The sequence below is a fragment of the Rhodanobacter terrae genome, assembly GCF_042657005.1.
In the GTDB taxonomy this organism is placed as follows: Bacteria; Pseudomonadota; Gammaproteobacteria; order Xanthomonadales; family Rhodanobacteraceae; genus Rhodanobacter; species Rhodanobacter terrae.
In genome coordinates, this window is the sequence record NZ_JBHSNG010000002.1 from 217,773 (window position 1) to 237,383 (window position 19,611).

At 64.1% G+C, this 19,611-nt stretch carries 23 protein-coding genes; 12 read left to right on the plus strand and 11 right to left on the minus strand.

The annotated features are described in order from the left end of the window. Positions 1–26 precede the first annotated feature (26 nt). The gene (locus ACFPPB_RS02920; RefSeq protein WP_377324229.1) at positions 27–386 is read right to left on the minus strand and encodes a helix-turn-helix domain-containing protein; all 360 of its coding nucleotides are present in this window, start codon (positions 384–386) and stop codon (positions 27–29) included. A 249-nt stretch (positions 387–635) separates the two neighbouring features. Between ACFPPB_RS02920 and ACFPPB_RS02925 the strand changes: the two genes are divergently transcribed. After that, positions 636–1,310, plus strand: a complete 675-nt coding sequence (locus ACFPPB_RS02925) for an XAC0095 family protein (RefSeq protein ID WP_377324231.1) — start codon at positions 636–638, stop codon at positions 1,308–1,310. Positions 1,311–1,771: 461 nt separating this feature from the next. Here ACFPPB_RS02925 and ACFPPB_RS02930 read toward each other — a convergent pair whose 3' ends face one another. Continuing rightward, entirely contained in the window at positions 1,772–3,202 is a 1,431-nt protein-coding gene (locus tag ACFPPB_RS02930) for an alpha-L-fucosidase (protein ID WP_377324233.1), read from the minus strand. A 311-nt stretch (positions 3,203–3,513) separates the two neighbouring features. Here ACFPPB_RS02930 and ACFPPB_RS02935 point away from each other — a divergent pair, with 311 nt between their 5' ends. Beyond that, the gene (locus ACFPPB_RS02935; protein WP_377324235.1) at positions 3,514–4,065 is read left to right on the plus strand and encodes a YdeI/OmpD-associated family protein; all 552 of its coding nucleotides are present in this window, start codon (positions 3,514–3,516) and stop codon (positions 4,063–4,065) included. A gap of 71 nt (positions 4,066–4,136) precedes the next feature. On the opposite strand, the gene ACFPPB_RS02940 is transcribed toward ACFPPB_RS02935, so the two are convergent. Continuing rightward, complete coding sequence (locus ACFPPB_RS02940) at positions 4,137–4,982, minus strand: helix-turn-helix transcriptional regulator (protein WP_377324237.1); 846 nt, start codon at positions 4,980–4,982, stop codon at positions 4,137–4,139. A gap of 81 nt (positions 4,983–5,063) precedes the next feature. Between ACFPPB_RS02940 and ACFPPB_RS02945 the strand changes: the two genes are divergently transcribed. The 3 genes from ACFPPB_RS02945 to ACFPPB_RS02955 all read left to right on the plus strand — a co-directional run bounded on the left by ACFPPB_RS02945 (position 5,064) and on the right by ACFPPB_RS02955 (position 7,891). Further along, complete coding sequence (locus ACFPPB_RS02945; protein WP_377324239.1) at positions 5,064–5,960, plus strand: SDR family oxidoreductase; 897 nt, start codon at positions 5,064–5,066, stop codon at positions 5,958–5,960. A 117-nt stretch (positions 5,961–6,077) separates the two neighbouring features. Then, the gene (locus ACFPPB_RS02950; protein ID WP_377324241.1) at positions 6,078–6,962 is read left to right on the plus strand and encodes a glutathione S-transferase family protein; all 885 of its coding nucleotides are present in this window, start codon (positions 6,078–6,080) and stop codon (positions 6,960–6,962) included. Positions 6,963–7,126: 164 nt separating this feature from the next. Continuing rightward, entirely contained in the window at positions 7,127–7,891 is a 765-nt protein-coding gene (locus ACFPPB_RS02955; RefSeq protein ID WP_377324243.1) for a DoxX family membrane protein, read from the plus strand. A gap of 162 nt (positions 7,892–8,053) precedes the next feature. On the opposite strand, the gene ACFPPB_RS02960 is transcribed toward ACFPPB_RS02955, so the two are convergent. Both ACFPPB_RS02960 and ACFPPB_RS02965 read right to left on the minus strand, forming a co-directional pair. After that, the gene (locus ACFPPB_RS02960; RefSeq protein WP_377324245.1) at positions 8,054–8,707 is read right to left on the minus strand and encodes a glutathione S-transferase family protein; all 654 of its coding nucleotides are present in this window, start codon (positions 8,705–8,707) and stop codon (positions 8,054–8,056) included. 175 nt (positions 8,708–8,882) lie between these two features. Then, complete coding sequence (locus ACFPPB_RS02965) at positions 8,883–9,362, minus strand: VOC family protein (protein ID WP_377324247.1); 480 nt, start codon at positions 9,360–9,362, stop codon at positions 8,883–8,885. A gap of 418 nt (positions 9,363–9,780) precedes the next feature. Between ACFPPB_RS02965 and ACFPPB_RS02970 the strand changes: the two genes are divergently transcribed. Both ACFPPB_RS02970 and ACFPPB_RS02975 read left to right on the plus strand, forming a co-directional pair. After that, the gene (locus tag ACFPPB_RS02970; RefSeq protein ID WP_377324249.1) at positions 9,781–10,461 is read left to right on the plus strand and encodes a hypothetical protein; all 681 of its coding nucleotides are present in this window, start codon (positions 9,781–9,783) and stop codon (positions 10,459–10,461) included. A 159-nt stretch (positions 10,462–10,620) separates the two neighbouring features. Further along, positions 10,621–10,881, plus strand: a complete 261-nt coding sequence (locus ACFPPB_RS02975; protein ID WP_377324251.1) for a helix-turn-helix domain-containing protein — start codon at positions 10,621–10,623, stop codon at positions 10,879–10,881. 76 nt (positions 10,882–10,957) lie between these two features. On the opposite strand, the gene ACFPPB_RS02980 is transcribed toward ACFPPB_RS02975, so the two are convergent. From ACFPPB_RS02980 to ACFPPB_RS02995, 4 genes are all read right to left on the minus strand, one after another. Beyond that, complete coding sequence (locus ACFPPB_RS02980; protein ID WP_377324253.1) at positions 10,958–11,422, minus strand: NUDIX hydrolase; 465 nt, start codon at positions 11,420–11,422, stop codon at positions 10,958–10,960. Next, the gene (locus ACFPPB_RS02985) at positions 11,415–11,573 is read right to left on the minus strand and encodes a DUF1428 family protein (protein ID WP_377324494.1); all 159 of its coding nucleotides are present in this window, start codon (positions 11,571–11,573) and stop codon (positions 11,415–11,417) included. The genes ACFPPB_RS02980 and ACFPPB_RS02985 overlap by 8 nt, the downstream gene beginning before the upstream one ends. A 53-nt stretch (positions 11,574–11,626) precedes the next feature. Next, a complete protein-coding gene (locus ACFPPB_RS02990) occupies positions 11,627–12,013 on the minus strand; it encodes a MarR family winged helix-turn-helix transcriptional regulator (RefSeq protein WP_377324255.1) in 387 nt (128 codons plus the stop codon). A gap of 62 nt (positions 12,014–12,075) precedes the next feature. Next, a complete protein-coding gene (locus ACFPPB_RS02995; RefSeq protein ID WP_377324257.1) occupies positions 12,076–13,521 on the minus strand; it encodes an MFS transporter in 1,446 nt (481 codons plus the stop codon). A 40-nt stretch (positions 13,522–13,561) separates the two neighbouring features. Here ACFPPB_RS02995 and soxR point away from each other — a divergent pair, with 40 nt between their 5' ends. From soxR to ACFPPB_RS03010, 3 genes are all read left to right on the plus strand, one after another. Then, entirely contained in the window at positions 13,562–14,047 is a 486-nt protein-coding gene (gene soxR, locus ACFPPB_RS03000; protein ID WP_377324496.1) for a redox-sensitive transcriptional activator SoxR, read from the plus strand. 800 nt (positions 14,048–14,847) lie between these two features. Continuing rightward, a complete protein-coding gene (locus tag ACFPPB_RS03005) occupies positions 14,848–15,087 on the plus strand; it encodes a hypothetical protein (RefSeq protein WP_377324259.1) in 240 nt (79 codons plus the stop codon). After that, complete coding sequence (locus tag ACFPPB_RS03010; RefSeq protein WP_377324261.1) at positions 15,059–15,460, plus strand: group II intron maturase-specific domain-containing protein; 402 nt, start codon at positions 15,059–15,061, stop codon at positions 15,458–15,460. Before ACFPPB_RS03005 ends, ACFPPB_RS03010 begins: the two co-directional genes overlap by 29 nt. 158 nt (positions 15,461–15,618) lie before the next feature. Here the strand turns inward: ACFPPB_RS03010 and ACFPPB_RS03015 are convergent, their stop codons facing one another. Together ACFPPB_RS03015 and adhP are read right to left on the minus strand one after the other, a co-directional pair. Further along, entirely contained in the window at positions 15,619–15,975 is a 357-nt protein-coding gene (locus ACFPPB_RS03015) for a DUF1428 domain-containing protein (RefSeq protein WP_377324263.1), read from the minus strand. Between the two features lie 166 nt (positions 15,976–16,141). Then, positions 16,142–17,167 (minus strand): alcohol dehydrogenase AdhP, encoded by a 1,026-nt coding sequence (gene adhP / locus ACFPPB_RS03020; protein WP_377324265.1) that lies wholly within the window; start codon positions 17,165–17,167, stop codon positions 16,142–16,144. Positions 17,168–17,459: 292 nt separating this feature from the next. Here adhP and ACFPPB_RS03025 point away from each other — a divergent pair, with 292 nt between their 5' ends. After that, entirely contained in the window at positions 17,460–18,983 is a 1,524-nt protein-coding gene (locus tag ACFPPB_RS03025) for an aldehyde dehydrogenase family protein (RefSeq protein WP_377324267.1), read from the plus strand. Between the two features lie 61 nt (positions 18,984–19,044). Then, a complete protein-coding gene (locus ACFPPB_RS03030; RefSeq protein ID WP_377324269.1) occupies positions 19,045–19,599 on the plus strand; it encodes a DUF779 domain-containing protein in 555 nt (184 codons plus the stop codon). Positions 19,600–19,611 lie beyond the last annotated feature (12 nt).

A 19,611-nucleotide genomic window follows, 5' to 3' on the forward strand; every position in this document is an offset into this window, starting at 1 on the left:
TGGGCCGTGTCCCCGTCCTCTTGTTTTTAGGAGAGGAACTTCACCAGCAACTGCCGCTTGGGCTCGGGCAGCTTGTGGAACGCGTCGAGCAGGCGACCCTCGCTGTCGGTCAGCCGCCGATAGACGGCGCTGGTTTCTCCCACGCCCAGCGGTATGGGCCCGCGCCCGGTGGCAAGCCATTCGAGGCTGATGTCGAAATCCTTGGCCAGTTCGATGATGCGAGGGAGTTCGGGCAGGGCAAGGCCCGTGAGCCATTTGCGGGTTGTTTCCCGCGATACGGCGTAGCGATCCGCCAGGGCGCTCGTTCTTCCGCGTCCTTGTACGAAACCGGTCCGGTCCAGCGCCTTTCGCAGGCGATTCGCGAAGTTCTCGTAGGGTGCGGCCATTCAAATTCCTGTTGTCGCATCGTCCCCGGTGCTTGCGCATGGCGACGTTTAGCAGGTGCGTTGCATTGTTGCGCACGCACGTTCGCGATCAGGCGACTTTCGGTTGTTGACAATGCCACGTTTCAGTTGCATTATGGTTGCCATGCGAGGTACGGAAACAGGAGTCAGAGTGCACGTTCTCGAGGAAGAGTTGTAGAAGCCGACTCTGATCCTTTCAGATGGGCACTTCTATGGAACCAGGAGGCGACCATGTCGACGTTCGATGCGGATGATCTGGAAACGACCGGCTATTTCCTGCCGGAGGACAGCCAGCTGCGGCTGAAGCAGCTGCGCGAGTATGTGGAGTTTCTGGCCAACCTGGCGCGACCGCGCAGGCCGGACGAGGATCGGGAGTGGTATGCGGAGATTCGCCCGGGCGAAGTGGCGATCTGCATGGAGTTGCTGAAGGAGCAGATCGGGCAGGTGCTGGACGAACTCTCCCGGCCGGCCGAGCGTGGCGACATGGCGGCGGCAGGCGAGGCCGATGCGCAAGCAGAGGCTTGCACGGAAGCCGCCGCACCGAACGCCGCCGAGCCGGTGATGGATGAAGCCGGCAACCGCCACCTCTTCGGTGTCACCCTGAATCAGCTCGACGAGATCAACCTGCTGCTGAGCAGCCTGCGGGCCCATGGCAATGTGGTGACCTGCAGCGATCATGCCGAGTTATCCGACGTCACGCTGTCGATCATGGGCGACGCCATCGTCCGCGACGCGGAGAAGCTGCACGACATCATCGACGACATCCATGATGAGCAGCGGCTGGAACCGCCGCACGGTACGAAACCCGGCGTGCGCGAGGAGCAGGCCACCTATCTCGCGCTGCTCGCGCGTTGGCCCTCGGGCGGCGCGTCCTGCGTCGTGCGGCAGCACCCGACCTATCAGTAGCGGGAGACGGGGGCAGCGCGCGCTTTCCTGAGGCAAGCGTCGTAGAAACTCGGCTCTGTCCCTGAGGTTTCCCCACGAATTCATGCCGGCACACCCAGTTGATCCAGCAGTTGTGAGCTGGGGTGGCGATATCGCTTCCAGGCGCCTAGCCTTCGGCATCAGTCTCGATAAGGTCGCTGCACTCGACCGCTTTGTCCGGACGATTGCCGCCCACGGCGATGTGATCTCGCGGGGAAGCGCTTCTTTGCGGAGGGAACCCCGGCAAGCTCTTTCTCGCTCGCCGGGACCAAACATACAAGCGCACCCTGTGCGCGAAAGCACGGTGCGATGCGGTGACGGGGTTCGCGCACAGGGTGCGCTCCTACAAATCGGAGTTGTTCGAGGTGCGCCGTAGGGACGTCTAAAAGGACCTGGCAGCTACAGCGCAACGCCGAGCTTCATCCTCCTGCAGCAGCCGGGATTCAGTCGGTCTCGAGCACGACCACCGTGTCGTTCGGATCGAGCGGCTTGCCGGGCAGTTGCAGATCGAGCGCACCTCCCTTTTGCGTGTAGATGAGCGGCGCACGCTTCGGATCGGCAAGGAAATAGGCTTGCTTGACCTGCACATTTGCGTTCGCCAGGTGGAATGCCTTGCCCGGCCAGGTCAACAGGTGAATATAGATTTTCCCCGGCCTCTGGGTGGCGCGCCAATCCCAGGCCGGGATCCACTTCAGCTTGTTCCCGCCGAGCATTTTATCCGTGGTCGAAAACTTTCCGCGAGCACCGGGAAATGGCGTAGGGCCGGTACCGTAAATCGATTCGCCATTGACATCGAGCCATTTGCCGATCGCCTGCAGGCGCTCCACTTCCGGCGCGGGAATCACCCCTTGTGCGTCGGGTCCGACATTGAGCAACAGGTTGCCGCCCTTGCTCGCGACATCGACCAGCGTGCGCAGCAGTTCCTGCGTCGATTTGAAATTCGTGTCGGTCGATTTGTAGCCCCAGGTGTCGTTGATCGTCATGCAGGTTTCCCAGTCGCGGCCCGGGTAGCCCTGCGCGGGAACACTCTGTTCCGGCGTTTCGGTGTCGCCCTTGTAGCCACCGCCGAGACGATTGTTCCAGATCAGGTTCGGGTGCTGATTGAGCAGCGCGACGATTTCCGAGGCGAGCTGCGGCGTCATGTCGGCAGTGGGCGTATCGAACCAGACGATCGCCGGTGACGGCTGATAGTTGGTCAGCAGCTCCTTCAACTGCGGGATGGCCTTGGTATGCAGATACTCGGCAAAGCTGCCCAGCTGGGCCTTGTCCCAGTGGCCGTCATGCGACTTGTCGAACGTGAGCGCGGCGCCGCCTGGCGCAGTCCAGTCCTGATCCTGCGAATAGTAGAAACCCAGCTTGATTCCCTGCTTTTGTGCTTCCCTGGCGAGCTCCCGCAAGGGATCGCGCTTGAACGGCGTCGCATCCACGATGTTGAAAGGATTGGCCTTCGAATCGAACATCGCAAAGCCATCGTGATGCTTCGCGGTAATGACGATGTATTTCATGCCCGCGGCTTTCGCCAGGGCCACCCAGGCGTGCGCGTCGAATTTCGTCGGATCGAACTGCGATGCCAGTTTCTTGTAGTCGGCAACGGGAATTTTCGCGTTGTACATGATCCATTCGCCGATGCCGTCGACCGGCTTGCCCTGCCAGACACCCGCCGGCACGGCATACAGCCCCCAGTGAATGAACATGCCAAACCGCGCCTGCCGCCACTGCGCCATGCGCGCATCGCGCTGCGCAGGTGTTTCGGTGTCCTGGATCGCGGGAACCGGATGAGACGAAGGCAACTGCGGCACCTGCTTCGCGCCCACCGAGGCGGATGACGCCACCAGCATCGACGCCAGCGATACGGCATGAATCAGCGATTTCATTGCATATATCCCCTTCGATGTCTGCCTTGCGGCCACGAGTGGCGATACGGGCCGGAACACCCGAACTGCGAAATTTCATATATGAATCTATTTTTCAAATAGAAAACATTCAAGCTGCGCTGCAGCACCTGACGTTCGAAAATGCGCTCGATGCGCTCTTCCATCCGCCCTCATCTATTTCACCAATCGCCGCAGAGGCGCTTTCCCCACGCACGCATGCCCGATGGCGGCACTGATCACCCACGTGGATAGCGTACGGGGCCAACTGGTCCCGCTTCGTCGATCGCGAGGACCGGTGCTACCGTTTCGCCATGGCCAAACCTACCGCGGTGATCAAGTTCAGGGCGAAGCTGTCGCGCCCCGCGATACCCAAGGGCGCGGCGTGGACTTTCCTGGTGCTGCCCGTGGCCGCGAGCGCGAAGCTGCCGACGCGGAGCATGGTCACCGTCGAGGGCCGCTTTGAAGACCGGCCCTTCCAGGCGACGCTGGAACCGGATGGCCACGGCAGTCACTGGCTCAAGATCGACAAGGCCTTGCGCGAGGCCGCGGGGGTCGCCGCGGGCGACAGCGTCGCGCTGGAGATCGCGCCGGTGGAGAAGGAGCCCGAACCGAAGGTACCCGCCGACCTGCGCAAGGCGCTGGCGTCCAACGCGGACGCCAAGGCGACATGGGCCGACATCACGCCGGTGGCGCGCCGCGACTGGATCCACTGGATCACCTCTGGCAAGAAGGCCGAGACGCGCGGCAAGCGCATCGCCACCGCATGCGACAAGCTGGCGTGCGGCAAGCGCAATGCCTGCTGTTTCGATCGCTCCGGGATGTACAGCAAGGGCAGCATGGGCGCGCCTGAAGCGGCGGAGTAGGGCGGAACGAGATAAGGATGGAGGTAATCAATTTTCGAATAATTACCTCCGTCTCCTCTGTTGCCACGGCGTCACCGACATTCCATCACCGACCTGATCTTGTCGGCGTCCTCCGATGTCGCCGGGTTGTAGACCACCATGCTGAGGTCCAGCCGGCCGTCGACCGCGAAGGCGGAGTATTCGAACGCCAGCGGACCGAGCGCGGGGTGGCGGATGTGCTTGACGGCTTCGCCATGGGTGCCGCGAACGTCGTTGTCCCGCCACATCGTTCTGAACTCGGGACTGAGTTGGCTGAGTTCATCGACGAGAGGCTCCACCTCCGCCGCGGCCCCTGCGCGCGCGGCGTCCACGCGGAACGCGCCCACCACGTGGCGCGCCACGCTCTCCCAGTCGTACTGCACGGCGCGGGCACGCGGGTCGAGGAAGAGCGTGCGCAGCACATTGCGCTGATGCGGCGGTACGGAGCCGTAGTCGCCCAGGATGACGGTGGCTGCCCGGTTCCAGCCGACCACGTCCCAGGTCGCGGTCCGGATGAGGGCGGGGCTGGGGTCCAGCGCATCGAGAACGCGCTGCAGCCGCGGCGTGATGCCGCCGTTCTTCTTGTAGCGGACCTCGGGCGGACGGCCGAGGCCGAGCAGGAAGAGATGCTCGCGCTCGACATCCGTCAGCATCAGCGCACGCGCGATCCGATCGAGCACCTCGGCCGAGGGTGCGCCGCCGCGCCCTTGTTCCAGCCAGGTGTACCAGGTCGGACTGATGTTGGCTCGCTGCGCCACTTCCTCGCGGCGCAGGCCGGAGGTGCGGCGACGCTCCGGGGGAAAGCCGAGGACGGCCGGGTCGAGCCTGGTGCGGCGATCGCGCAGATAGGTCCCTAACGGGTTCTCGGCAGCCGGACGCTCGCTGATCCTGTTAGTCATTTTACTATGATGATTTCACTAATTTACCGGGATAGATTTTACGGCGACATTGGTCTCCAACGAAACTCGGAGACCTGGCTCATGCGTGTGTTTGTTACGGGTGCTACTGGAAACATCGGCTTGAACGTCGTGAAGGAATTGATCGCGGCGGGCCATCAGGTGATCGGCCTCTGCCGTTCGGACGACAAGGCGCCGGCTCTGGCGGCCGCCGGCGCCGAGGTCTATCGCGGGTCGATCGCGGACCCTGACAGCCTCAAGGAGGGGGCCGCCCGATCGGACGGCGTCATCCATCTGGCCTTCAACCACGACTTCTCGAGATTCGTCCAGAACTGCGAGGACGATCGTGGTGTGATCGAGGCGCTGGGCTCGGTTCTCGCCGGCTCCGGCCGGCCCTTGATCGTGACCTCCGGAACCGGGCTGGCCAATACCGTGCCCGGTCAGCCGGCCAGGGAAGACCATGCGATCATCGGCTGCGACGTGCATCCGCGCGCAGCCTCGGAAGAAGCGGCCGCCGCTGTCGCCGCGGACGGGGTCAACGTCTCCGTCGTGCGCCTCCCGCAAGTCCACGACACGGTTACGCAAGGCCTCGTCACCCGCGCCATCGCGATATTCCGTGAGAAGGGCGCGTGCGCCTATGTCGGGGACGGACTCAATCGCTGGCCGGCAGCGCACGTTCTCGACGTTGCCCGCCTCTACCGGTTGGCGATCGAAAAGGCCGAGCCGAATGCCAGGTATCACGCGGTCGCAGAGGAGGGCGTGTCGATGCGCGACATCGCCGAAGCCATTGGCCGACGCCTGAAACTGCCGGTCAAATCCATCGGCCAGGAAGAGGCTCCGGCCTTTTTCGGCTGGCTCGCCATGTTTGCCGCGCACGACGTGCCCGCCTCCAGCGAACAGACACGGAGAAAGCTGGAATGGAAGCCGACCGGCCCCGGATTGATCGTCGATCTCGAAAATTTGCACATCCCCGAAGGCTGAAATCGGCGGAGGCTGGAGGCTGGAGGGCTGTCGGGGGCTGACGATCCAATCCCAGGAATGTCGGTCCGGCTGCCATGCCTTGGACTCTCCTCTGCCTAGTGTCATTGATGACGCGGATTGGACGCCCTGATAGCCATAGCGTCGAACCCGCTTCAACGCACCGAGGAGATCGTCTCACCTCGCACGCGCCGCGGCTGTGATCAGCGAGTCCCTTTGCGCGAACCCAATTCAATCGCGCCACACTTGTCACTCCCACCTGGCGATGGCCCGGCCGCAACCTTTCTCACGATCACCAACCAACGCGCCGGGACAACCGGCATCGACAGAGTGACCGTGAGGAGAAGCGAGATGGAAAAGATTGCCGTGTGGGGTTTCAGCTGGGTGCCGCCTTTTGCCCAGGGGCTGGTGCGCGACCTGCGCGTGCGCTGGGCGCTGGAAGAGGCGGGGCTTGCCTATGAAAGCCGGTGGATCGATACCGAGGAGCGCAGCTCCGAGGCCTATCGGCGCAAGCATCCTTTCGGCATGGTGCCGGTTGTGGAATCCGGCGACGACACGTTGATCGAATCGGGCGCCATCGTCCATGCCATCGCCGAACGGTGCGAGGCACTGATGCCTGCCGGCCGGCGTGCCGAAACGCTCACTTGGATGTTCACGGCGCTCAATACCGTCGAGCCGCCGCTGTGGAATCTTTTTGTGCTGGATCAGCTGCACGCCGGCGAAGCATGGGCGAAGCTGCGACGTGCCGGGGCGGTCGAGGAGGCGATGGCCCGATTGACCGCGCTTTCCGAGTGCCTCGACGGTCGCGATTATCTGCTGGGCCGTTTCTCGGCGGCCGACGTTCTGATGACTACCGTGCTGAGGTTCATCCGGCACACGGATCTGGTGGCCGGCTTTCCGACGCTCGATGCCTACGTCAAGCGCTGCGAGGCGCGGCCGGCATTCCAGGCCGCCTTGCGCGGCCAGATAGCCGACTACGCGCGCAACGCACCGATCGCCGCCTGAGTTCGAGGAGGTGGCCGGAAGGTGGCGAAGGCGCGACTGTTCCGAAGTCGTGACCAAGGTTCGGGCACAAACAAGAGCGTTGGAGACACTGTTCATCGCCCTGCATGGTGTCCGACACTTGGTTTTCGCGACGGCTGCGCGTTCGCCACTGAAGGGGAAGAGCGATGACTGCGGAAAAAACCACGATGGCCTTCGGCTGGCGCCTCTACGGCCTGGGTGTGATGGCGTTGGGCGCACTCTGTCTGGCGTGGGGAACCTTCGACACCGGGCAGCCGGTGCCCAGGAACTTCCCCGACCGTACCGCGCTGGCCTATGCCGTCGCGGTGTTCATGCTCGCTGCAGGCGCGGCCGTCGAGTGGCGTCGGACAGTGGCCTGGGGGGCCGCGGCGCTCAGCGTCTACTACGCGGTCGTTGTCGTCATCCTGCTGAATGGCCGCGTACTGCTCGCCCATTACACCCAATACGGTACGTACGAAGGCATCGCCGAGCAGCTCGCGATCACGGCGGGCGGGCTGCTCGTCTACGCCGCCAACGCCAGGATCGATGCAGCCCTGGCCGCACGCCTGACACGCGTGGCTCAACTGATGTTCGGCGTTTGTGCGCTGATATTCGGTGGGGCGCATTTTGTCTATATGAACCTGACCGCCCCGCTGGTCCCGAAATGGCTGCCGCCTTCGCAGGAGTTCTGGGCTTGTGCGACCGGGCTTGGCCATATCGCGGCAGGCGTTGCGATCCTGACGGGAGTGCGCGCCCGCCTCGCCGCGATCCTGCTGACCGCGATGTACGCGTCCTTCACCCTGCTGGTGCACGGGCCGATGCTGCTGGCCAATCCCTCCAGCCATTGGATCTGGAGCGAGAACGCCGTGAATATCGCCTTGATCGGGGTTGCCTGGCTCGTGGCGGACTCACTGGCGCTGACGAGACGCTGACGGTTGACGGCACGCCCGGTGTTCTCCATTGGCGGCCACCAGGTTGAGGAATGCCGTTACCGGGGACGAACCGCGGGAGGCGGAATGCACGATCCACCCCTACGTGAATGCCGCGCCGGACGCCGCGGCCTGGTGTCGTTCGCCGCTCGACGTTGAAGAACATCAGGTAGGAAGCCTGGAGCCGGCGAACACTGCCCATTGCGAGGCGAAGGCGCGCTTGTACGCGGGCCGTGCTTCGCCGCGGGCGACATAGGCGGCGAGGTTCGGGTATTCGTCCAGCAGGCCCGATGCTCTCAACCTGAGCAGCACGCCGATCATCATGAGGTCGCCCACGCTGAACGCACCGTCGAGCCAGTCGGCATCGCCGAGGCGGACGGAAAGCTCGCCCAGCCGGTGACGGATGCGATCCAGGACCAGAGGCAGGCGCTGCTCGGTCCAGGGCTTGTCGCCCTCCAGCAACTTGGCGGTCTGGAGCTCGAGGATGGGCGGCTCTACCGTATTGACCGCAGCAAACATCCATGCGATCGCACGCGCCCGGGCATTCGCCTCGTCCGGCAGCAGGCCCGCATGGTGCTCCGCGATATGCAACACGATGGCCCCGGACTCGAACAGGGCGAGATTGCCTTCTTCGTAAGTGGGTATCTGCCCGAAAGGATGAAGCGCCCGATGCGCGGGTTCCTTCATCGCACTGAACGAAACAAGACGAACCTCGTAAGGCTGGCCCGCTTCTTCGAGTGCCCAGCGAACGCGCATGTCGCGCGCGAGCCCCTTGCCGCGATCGGGCGACCGTTCGAAGGCGGTGATGGTGGGGATCATGGGAGGGCTCCAGGGGATGGCATGACGTCATGAAAAAAAGGGGGTGGAATGGCACCGGCTTGGGCAATACGGCTCTCTCACCGTTCGCGCTGAACGTAGTCTGACGCCGCGGGCGGGTGGAGTCGAAGCGCCGACTGGCGTGGCCAAGCCATCATCGTTATGTCCTTCGGTTTCCTCAGCCGCGACGGGCAGCCTCGATCACGGCGATGTCGATCTTCGTCATCTTCATCATAATGTCGAACGCGCGCTTGGCTGCGGCGGGATCGGGATCGGTGACCGCAGCAATCAGGGCGCGCGGGGTGATCTGCCACGACAGGCCCCACCGATCCTTGCACCAGCCACAGGCGCTGGCCTGGCCGCCGTTGCCGACGATCGAGTTCCACAAGCGGTCGGTTTCGGCCTGGTCGTCGGTCGCCACCTGGAACGAGAACGCATCGGTGTGCGGCACCCTGGGCCCGCCGTTCAGGCCCAGGCACCGGATGCCCATGACCGTGAACTCCACCATCAGCACATCGCTCTGCTTGCCCGCGGGATAGTCACCCGGCGCACGATGGACGGCACCCACGGCGCTATCCGGGAACGTCTTGGCGTAGAACGTTGCAGCGTCCAGCGCGGTGCCGTCGTACCAAAGGCAAATCGTGTTCTTGCTGACCATGGGGGTTCTCCGGGTTCAGGGCGATTAAGGATGCTCTTCTTCTTTTCGACGAACGATGGGGGCGCAGATCGACACTCCTGAAGAAACTCTGATCAACCTCCGTTTTCGTCATTCCCGCGAAGGCGTAGCTCTCGACAGCCGAAGGGCTGGTCATCCCGTGCCTTTCGCGTCACGCGGTGATGCACAAGGGCGCTGGGTCCCGGATGTCGCTTCGCGATTCCGGGATGACGAGAAAAATCAGAGCGTCCCCACGGAGCGCGGATGAATGAAGTTGCGGACGGCAATTTCGAATGGCTGTTCTCGGCGACCACGCGTTCCGCTCATTGGACCTGGTCCTATAGGTGTTTGCTACGATGGCAACACGATTCGCCGCCATGCGCCTTAGCGGCGGCCGTTTCGTCCATGGCTAGGAGGCCCGATGAAATCCGCACGCACCCTATGGCTAGGTAGCCTGGCCTTGGCGAGTCTCGTCGCCTCGGCGCAAACCACTCTGCCCGCGGTGAAGGTCACTGCGCCGGCGTACTCGTCGCAACACGGCGGCTATCTGATCTCCGGCGACTTCAAGGTCGATCCGCGCATGCCTTCGGTGGTGTTCCCGGCACAGGCGCTGGTGAAGGACGACATCCTCAGCATCGAGCCCATCCATCTGCAGGACAACGAATATCTGGTGCTGCAGGAATGCGCATCGGCCGATTGCCATGAGGCTTCGCTGGTCCGCTTCTGGAAGTCGGACGATGTCGGCGGTAACGATGCTCGACACAACCGGGTCTGGATCACTCACGAGAACAAGTATTTCATCTGGCTCAAGCGCCTGCCGGAGGTATCTGGCGTGAGCTGCGGCCAAGGCTGGCTCAAGTTCGACGCCTCAACGACCAAATGCGGCGGCCACTTCACCAGCTTCCAGCAGATCAGCCCGCCCCTCATGCTGATTCCGGAAGGCGATCTGGCGGCGTTTCACCAGGACGCTCTGCAGAAAGCCATCCAGGCCGACCCCGTGCACGTGGCGCAGCAGACGCATGAAGGCTCCACCTACGTAGTGACTTATGAAGGCGGCAGCACGGTGCGCATCCGTCGCATGCATGCGGCGCATGACAACTAGGGACGCACCGATTTTGTTCGTCATTCCGGAATCGTGACGCGATTACCAATTATGGCAAGGACGCAATGGAGAACATCCCTGCGTACCTTCTCAAGGCTTGAAAAGAGGAGTTTGTCCATGGCGAAGATGACTTAGGCGCAGCTGATCAAGCGCGACAGCATGCGCCATATCGGCGAAGAGGTTCTGCAGGCGATTCGAGACATAAATGCCGGCCGTGTTTTCCATGTCGAAGTCACTCTGGCCACCGAGGCGCAGCTCAAGCGGGGTCTGTCGCCGGCCGATTTCGCGGCGATGCCTGGCGTATCGGTGCGCACGCTGCAGGACTGGGAGCAGGGTCGGCACGAGCCGAGTGGGGCGGCGAAAGCGTTGCTGGAGGTGACGGCGCCGAAGACGGTGCGCAAGGTGCTGGCGGCGGCTTGAGACTGTCGCGTGCATTCTGGAGTGAAGCGAGCCCTCAGGGACAATTTCCGTCGAGACAAAGCTGCCGGGCTCGTCGTCAGCAGGGCATGCGCAGTGCGTCCGGCGGTGTCCGCAGTACGAACTCGCGCTGGACATCGGCGTACATATCGCGTTGCCCGCTGAAGGGAAGCCGGGCGATGGCTTCGGCGAACGTCACCCATGCGTGGTCGTCGTGTTCGTGGTTCAGGTGGACCTCGGCGTCGGCATCCACGAAGGCGCCGAAAGCCGGCACGATGGCGATGCACTCGTCGCGCACGTCGTAGAAGGTTTCGCAGCGATCGGCCGAATACAGGGCGGCGGCGTGCAGGCTGGTTTCCTCGTGCGGTTCGCGCAAGGCGGTCTGCCAGGCTTTTTCGCCCGGCTCGATGTGTCCGGCCACGTAGGTCCACAGCCCATGCAGGTGCGCACCGGCGCGGTGCACGAGCAGGGTACGGGCGTCCTCGCCGGTACCCCGGACGACCACCACGGAAACCATGGAGCAGCGCAGGGGAAGGTCAGGCATCTCTTTTCCCGATAGCGAAGAGGGTGCGACAGCCATAGCACCAAGCCAGGCGAGTGGCGAGAACCATCACGGACTCGTCGTCCATTGCCCGCACGGCGCGGCGGAAGGCGGTGAGCTTGCCGTCGGGCACGTCGTCGCCCCGGCACTCCATCAATGCCGTCAAATCCCGGCCAGCCCGCACCGACCGGGTTTTTCGAACTTCGGTCAGTCTTCGGCTCGTGATTCCTGATGGGCCACGATCTTGTCCAGAATGCTTCGCAAGGTCTTGATGTCCGTGGCTGACAAACCCTGCAGGGCAGGCGGCGTTGTTTCGACGACCCGGCGCGTAGCGGCCATGACGCTGCGGCCCGCGGCCGTGATCGATACCAGCTTCGCGCGCCGGTTTTCAGGATGAGGGTAGCGTTCGACCAGGCCGCGGTTTTCCAGATCGTTGATGGCGACGGTCGCAGCCGGTGCGTCGGTGGACATGGCGTCCGCGAGATCCTTGAGCGTCATCGGGCCGGCACCGAGCCGCTTGAGTGCGCGTATCCGGCTGAACGGCAATCCGGTGGCGTCGGTGACCTTGCGCCGCCAGTCGCCGCGGCTGTCCATTACCCATGCGACCAGGGTTTGCCAGATGAAGTCGGTATCACTCGCTTTCGGTACTGCCTTGTTCACACCGCTGCTCCCGTGGGCACCTCTTCCAGCAAATGCGCAGCGTGGCGCCGGGTGCCGTGGGCCCATGCCGTGCTGGAAAGCCAGCCCAGAAAAACGACGGCCGCGCCGCCGCCGCCGACCAGCCACCAGAACGGATGCGTTGTTTGAGGGAAGTTGCGCAGCACGCCCCTGGCTCCGGCAATGGTACCGGCAATCGCCACGCCGAGGGATACGCCGACTTGCCGGCTGGTGGACGCCACCGCGGCGGCCAGCCCGGCTTGCGCCTTCGGCATGCCTGAAACGGCGGTGTTGGTGATGGGGGCGTTCACCATGCCAAAGCCGATACCGAAGATCACGTAGCTCACCAGCAGCAGAGCCAGCGGCGTCGCTGCGGACAATTGCGTGAGCATCAACGCGCTGATGGTGGTCGCCGTACCGGAGATCAGCAGCGACGGCTGCGTACCGCGGGTAGCGACCAGCCTGCCGGAGAGAGGTGAGCAAACGATGGTTGCGAGAGCCATCGGCAGCGTGCACAAGCCGGTCTGGAATGCGGAGTAGCCACGAACCTCCTGCAAGTAGATGGTATTGAGGAACAGAAAGCCGGAGAAAGCCGAGAAGCTGCAGATAGCGATCACGGTGGCGCTGCTGAAGGGGGCGCTGCGGAAGAAGCGCAGGTCGATCAGCGGCTCTTTCCGTCGTGGCTCGTAGACCAGCAAGGCCACGATGGCGAGCGCGACCGAAGTGAACGCACCTGCGATGACCGGCGTATTCCAGCCGATGTGCGGCCCTTCGATAACGGCGTAAGTCAGCAGGGCGAGTGCGACAAAGACCAACGTCTGTCCGACCGGATCCACCTGTCGCGGCTGCGCCGCCTTCGACTCGGGTATGTAGAGCGTCGCCAGCACCATCGCCGCCATGCCGATCGGCAGGTTGACCCAGAAGATCGAACGCCAGCCGATGCTTTGCGTGAGGACACCGCCGATCAGCGGCCCCAATGCCATCGACACGCCGGCCACGGCACCCCATATGCCGATCGCGCGGGCGCGTGCCTTGGGTTCATGAAAGGTATTGACGATGATGGACATCGCCACCGGATTCAGCATGGTGGCGCCCAATGCCTGCAATACGCGGAAGGCGATCAGGCCGTGGATGTTCGTAGCCAGACTGCACAGCAGCGAACCGAGCATGAAGACGGCCAGGCCGATCAGGAATACGCGCCGGCGCCCGAAGCGGTCCGCCATCGAGCCGGCCATCATCAACAAGCTGGCCACCACCATCGTGTAGGCATCGATCACCCACTGCAGTCCGGAAATCGATGCGCTCAGGTCGCGGTGAATCGAGGGGAGCGCGACGTTGACGATGGTGACATCCATCGCGACCATCAGCAGGCTGAGGCAGCAAATCGCCAGGATCAGGCTTGGGCGCGGCTCGATCTGCCTTGTGGGCACATGGGTCGTTTTCATGAAATAATTGTATTAATACAATGATTGTGCGTCAACAATCATTTGCGCCGAGGCGCCTGCGCCGACCGAAAATGGATCTTCTGCGCTGAGGCGTGCGATCGTCAGGCGGCGCGCCGGCGTTTCGGTATCGGCCCTGCATTTCTACGAAGCCAGGGGGCTGATCAGCAGCGACCGCACGCAGGGCAACCAGCGACGTTATGCGCGAGCCGTGCTGAGGCACGTGGCGTTCATCCGCGTGGCCCAGCGGGTAGGCATCGCATCGACCGACATCGCTGCGGCGCTGGCGACGTTGCCTGCCACCGCCGCGCCGACCCGCGCCGACTGGGCACGATTGTCCGCCGCATGGCGTGCCGATCTGGACGAGCGCATGGCACAGCTCAAGAAGTTGCGCGACACCCTCGATGACTGCATTGGCTGCGGCTGTCTGTCGGTCGATCGCTGCCGGCTGCGCAATCCCTGCGACAAGCTCGCCGGGCACGGGGCGGGGGCCCAACGCCTGTGGGTCGGTCGCCGATCCGCCGAGTGAGTACCTGCGGGAAACCGGAGTCGAGTGACCCGGCCCGGGTTTGGTGACGCTTCATGGCCACGCTGGTACCGAAGGCACGATGCCGTAGCAGACGGCTACTGTAGGAAATGCCAGTGTCGGGTTTGGGGCCCATTACGTATCTTTTCATTGCCCACAGCCATAACGAGCCGACAGGATGTCAGCGGTGCAGACATCGGAGGTTCGGTGGGAATAACAAGGACGGGTGATGGTGAGCTCACGCCCCTGAGCCGGAGGCGCCCGAAAGGGCGCCTTTTTTATGGTGCGCCCGGCAGGGCGCACCTGCTTGGAGGTGAAAGTCCTCTATCCACCCGGCAAGGGGAAGGATTAGCGGAAGGCAAGGGCGCTTCGGGCGATCGGGCGTCTGAAGGAAGCCGGAAGCAAAACGTTGGCCTGACGAACAGGAAGCGGATACGAGGCGACACGTTGGGGTGAGGCAGCCATAAAGGTCAAAGCCCGGTACTTGCACAGACGACGTGGCGTAGATCCGACAGGCATAAGCGGGAAGGCAGGTGCGTCATACCCGGGGAGATCTCGCCTCATGCCTGAAAGGGCGACGCCGCAAGGCGGAGCGAGAAGTCAGCCGAGGCCATAGTAGGTGCGGTACGACCGAAGGGCCGAACATGAGAGACCGCGATTAGGACGGTGGAACCTCGATGAACGATGGCAAGGCAGAAGCCCGGGAAGCCGGGGCCAAGGGCCAAGAGGCGGGACAGTATCCCGTGGGTAGGCCGTGTGGTGCCGAGTCGATCACGGCGGCAGCCGGGCAAACGAAAGCGGAGGTGTCACGGCTGATGGAAGCCGTGATCGAACGCAGCAACGTGTGGGCGGCGTATCAGAAAGTGGTTCGCAACGGTGGCGCACCGGGGGTCGATGGCCTGACGGTGGGATCGTTCAAGGACTGGTTGAAGAGGCACTGGCCCCGCGTCAGAGCAGCCTTGCTGGTCGGCAGCTACCTGCCGACGGTGGTGCGCGCGGTGGACATTCCCAAGCGTGACGCGTCTGACCGACCGAGTGCGTGAGCTGTTGCGTCGGGGGCGCGGGCGAAGCCTGACCCATACCATCGAGACACTGAATCCGGTGCTTCGTGGATGGACCGGGTACTTCCAGCTCAGCGAGAGCAAGACGGCATGGAAGGACCTCGACGGATGGTTGCGGCGTCGGCTGCGCTGCCTGCTATGGCGGCAGGCCAAGACGCGTCAGCGGCGTACCGCGATGCTGCGCAAGCAAGGGCTGTCGGAGGCACGGGCTTGGCACTCGGGGCACAACGGGCGAGGCCGGTGGTGGAACAGCGGTGCCAGCCATATGAATCACGCCTTCCCGAAAGCCTTCTTCGACCGGCTGCTGTTGGTCTCGATGTTTGATACCAGCCGATATCTTCAGTGTCACTCGTGAACCGCCGTATGCGGAACCGCACGTACGGTGGTGTGGGAGGGGGCCGGAGGATTCCGGCTCCCTACCCGATCGACCAGTCTTCCCTTCTGCCGGCTGCATGCGGTAGGTCACCGGCGATCGTGGCGTGGCGGACAGGTATGGCGTCGCCGCCGGTCCGGCTACGCCCCCAGGCTGATCACCGGCGCGAAGCTGCCGAATATCATGCGCTTGCCGTCGAAGGGCATGTCGCTGGCGGCTGCCATGCGGGGATCCTTCATGAATTTCTCCATGCCGGCGTCGTGGGTGGCCTTGTCGGGCCATTCGATCCAGGAAAACACCACGGACTCGTCTTCCTTTGCCTGCACGGCGCGGCGGAAGTCGGTGAGCTTGCCTTCGGGCACGTTGTCGCCCCAGCACTCCGTCACGCGGGTGGCGCCGTATTCCAGGAAAATGGCGTCAAAAGTCCTGGCGTGCCCGATGAACTGCTCGCGGTTGGCGTTGGGCACGGCGATCACGAAACCGTCGATATAGGACATGGCTGTCTCCTTGGCGGGTGGGCGGCCGGGATGGTCGCGTTCCTGTATGCGACGAACGGAGGCGAGCGGAATCGACACGGACGGGACCGCCGCCTGACCGGGCCAGCGGGATGGCCTTCTCTGCATCGGGCTTCGGCATGCCCGTCCACCGGGCATGCCGAAAGTTTCAGAGCGTGACCACGATGCGCCCGTCGACCGTGCCGGCCTTGAGGTTGGCGAACACGGTGTTGATGTCTTCCAGGCGGGCGTGGTGGATGTGCGCGCGCACCTTGCCTTCGGCGGCGAACGCGACGGCCTCGGCCAGGTCTTTGCGGGTGCCGACGATGGAGCCGCGCAAGGTGATGCGTTTGAGTACCACGTCGAAAATCGGTGTGGCGAAGTCGCCCGGCGGCAGGCCCACCAGGGCTACCGTTCCCTTGCGTCTGACCAGGCGCAGTGCCTGCGAGAAGGCCGGCGGGGAGACGGCTGTCACCAGTACGCCATGTGCGCCGCCGCCGGTGGCCTCGATGACCTGGCCGGCGACATCGCTGTCGCGGGCGTTGAAGGCCGCGTCGGCGCCCAGCTGCCGTGCCAGATCGAGCTTCTGCTGGCTCACGTCCAGGGCCACCACATGCAGGCCCATGGCCTTGGCGTACTGGATGGCGACATGGCCGAGGCCGCCGATGCCGGAAATCGCGATCCATTCGCCGGGACGGGCCTCGGTCTCCTTGATGCCCTTGTACGTGGTGACGCCGGCGCACAGGATCGGCGCCATCTGCGCGAAGTCGACATCGTGGGGCAGCCTGGCCACGTAGTCGGCTGCGCCTATGGCGTATTCGGCGAAGCTGCCGTTCACGCTGTAGCCGCTGTCGTGCTGGCTTTCGCACAGCGTTTCCCAGCCGGTGACGCAGTACTCGCAGCCGCCGCAGGCATCGTGCAGCCACGCAATGCCTACCGCGTCGCCTTGCTTGAGATGGGTCACGCCGGGGCCTACCGCCGCGACGATGCCGGCGCCTTCGTGCCCGGGAATGAACGGCACCGTCGGTTTCACCGGCCAGTCGCCGTCGGCCGCGTGCAGATCGGTATGGCACACCCCGGTGGCCACGATCTTGACCAGCACCTCGCCGGGCCCGGGTATCGGAACAGCCACTTCCTCGATGCTCAGGGGTTTGCCGAATTCCCTCACGACTGCCGCTTTCATCGTCTTTGCCATGGAACGTTCCTCGTTGCAGACAGGATGTCGTGCACGAGGTTATGCGGCGGGGTGGCGATGCAAGATGATTTGGGTCAACTACCGGCTCGTCGTAACACCACTGACATGATCCCTGCCGAAGCGTCTGCGCTGGCCGAATCGATGCGCCTCCGAACTTGATCCTGATCAATGTCCGGCCCGCCGACCCGTCGCACGCTCGGAACCTGCGAGAGAGGCTGAGGACGCGATCCCGATCGCGTGAGCTCCCTCAGGCCGCAGCCCGTCTTTCCCCCGACCGATTCGGAGCACGACCATGGCATACGAAGCGCTGAAGCAGCCCGCAGCCGACGAGAGCCACCTGCGGACCCGTTACGACAATTTCATCGGCGGCGAGTGGAAGGCGCCGGCGAAGGGACGCTACTTCACCGACATCAGCCCCATCGACGGCAGCGTGCTGTGCGAGATCGCGCGCTCGGACGCGGACGATGTCGAGCTTGCGCTGGACGCCGCGCACGCCGCGCGGAAAGGCTGGGCACGCACTTCGCCCGCCGACCGCGCCGCCATCCTCAATCGCATCGCCGACCGCATCACGGCCAGCGTGGTGTTGCTGGCGCGGGTCGAAACCCGCGACAACGGCAAGCCCATCCGCGAAACGCTCAACGCCGACATCCCGCTGGCGGCCGACCACTTCCGCTACTTCGCCGGCTGCATCCGCGCGGAGGAGGGCAGCATCGGGGAAATCGACCACGACACCATCGCCTACCACTTCAAGGAACCGATGGGCGTGGTGGGACAGATCATTCCGTGGAACTTCCCGCTGCTGATGGCGGCCTGGAAAATGGCGCCGGCGCTGGCGGCCGGCAATTGTGTCGTGATCAAGCCGGCATCGGATACGCCGATGAGCCTGGCCGTGCTGATGGATCTGATCGGCGATCTGTTGCCGGCGGGCGTGCTCAACGTCGTGTTCGGGCACGGTTCGGAGGTCGGCACGCCGCTGGCGCGCAGCCCCCGCATCGCCAAGATCTCCTTCACCGGCGAAACCACCACCGGCCGGCAGATCATGCAATACGCCGCAGAGACCATCATCCCGCAGACCATGGAGCTGGGCGGCAAGTCGCCGAACATCTTCTTCGCCGACGTCATGGAGCATGAAGACGACTTCCTCGACAAGGCGCTGGAAGGCTTTGCGCTGTTCGCCTTCAACAAGGGCGAGGTGTGCACCTGCCCCTCGCGCGCGCTGGTGCAGGATTCGATCTTCGAGGAGTTCGTCGACCGCGCCGTGGCCCGCGTGGCGAAGATCAAGGTCGGCGATCCGCTGGACCCGACCACGCAGATGGGACCGCAGTGCTCGGCCGGTCAGCTGGAGAAGATCCTCGGCTACGTCGACATCGGCCGGCAGGAAGGCGCCAAGTGCCTCACCGGCGGCGCACGGGCGCAGCTCGGCGGCCGGTTCGACAAGGGCTTCTTCATGCAGCCGACGGTGTTTTCCGGCGACAACGGCATGCGCATTTTCCAGGAGGAAATCTTCGGGCCGGTGCTCTCGGTGACCCGCTTCAAGGATCTGGACGATGCCATCGCGATCGGCAACGACACCGTGTATGGCCTCGGCGCCGGCGTGTGGTCGCGCAGCGTCCACAACACCTATCGCGTCGGCCGCGCCATCGAAGCCGGCCGCGTGTGGACCAACTGCTATCACCAGTATCCGGCGCATGCCGCCTTTGGCGGCTACAAGCTGTCGGGCTTCGGCCGCGAGACGCACAAGATGATCCTCGATCACTACCAGCAGACCAAGAACCTGCTGGTCAGCTACGACACCCACGCTGCCGGGCTGTTCTGAGAGCCTCACCGCTCGCATACCGGTCCGGTCTCGATGGCCGGGCCGGAACTTCCTGGAGAACATGATGCTGCCCGACCGGGTCGTCTTCACCGACAGAGCGCTGGACTTGCTGCGGCAATTGCGTGCGCAACATGGCGAGTTGATCTTTCACCTCTCCGGCGGCTGTTGCGAGGGCAGCGCGCCGATGTGCTTCCGCGCAGCGGATTTCCGCGTCGGCCAGCAGGACGTGCTGCTGGGCGTGATAGACGGCTGTCCGTTCTATGTCGCCGCGGCGCATTTCCGGTACGTGGCGCGTTGCCAGCTGTGCATCGACGTCGTCGATGGCGGCGGCGACAGCTTCTCGCTGGAGGCGGTGGACGGCGTGCGCTTCATCGCGCGCTCGCGCCTGTTCGACGATGCGCAAGCCGCGGCGCTCGCCGCCGCGGAGCCGCCTCCCGTCCGCCCTCCCGCCAAGGATTTCCGCTGCGACCTTGCTTCGACCGGAGCCGATCGAGATGGAACGAAACGATGGCGCCGCCGCAGATTCGGCAGCGGTGCCCGAGATCCATCAAGGACGCCGCCGGTTTCTGATCGTGGCCGCCACCGGCGGGGCGACCGTTGCCGTCGGCGGGGGTAGCTTGCTCCCGCG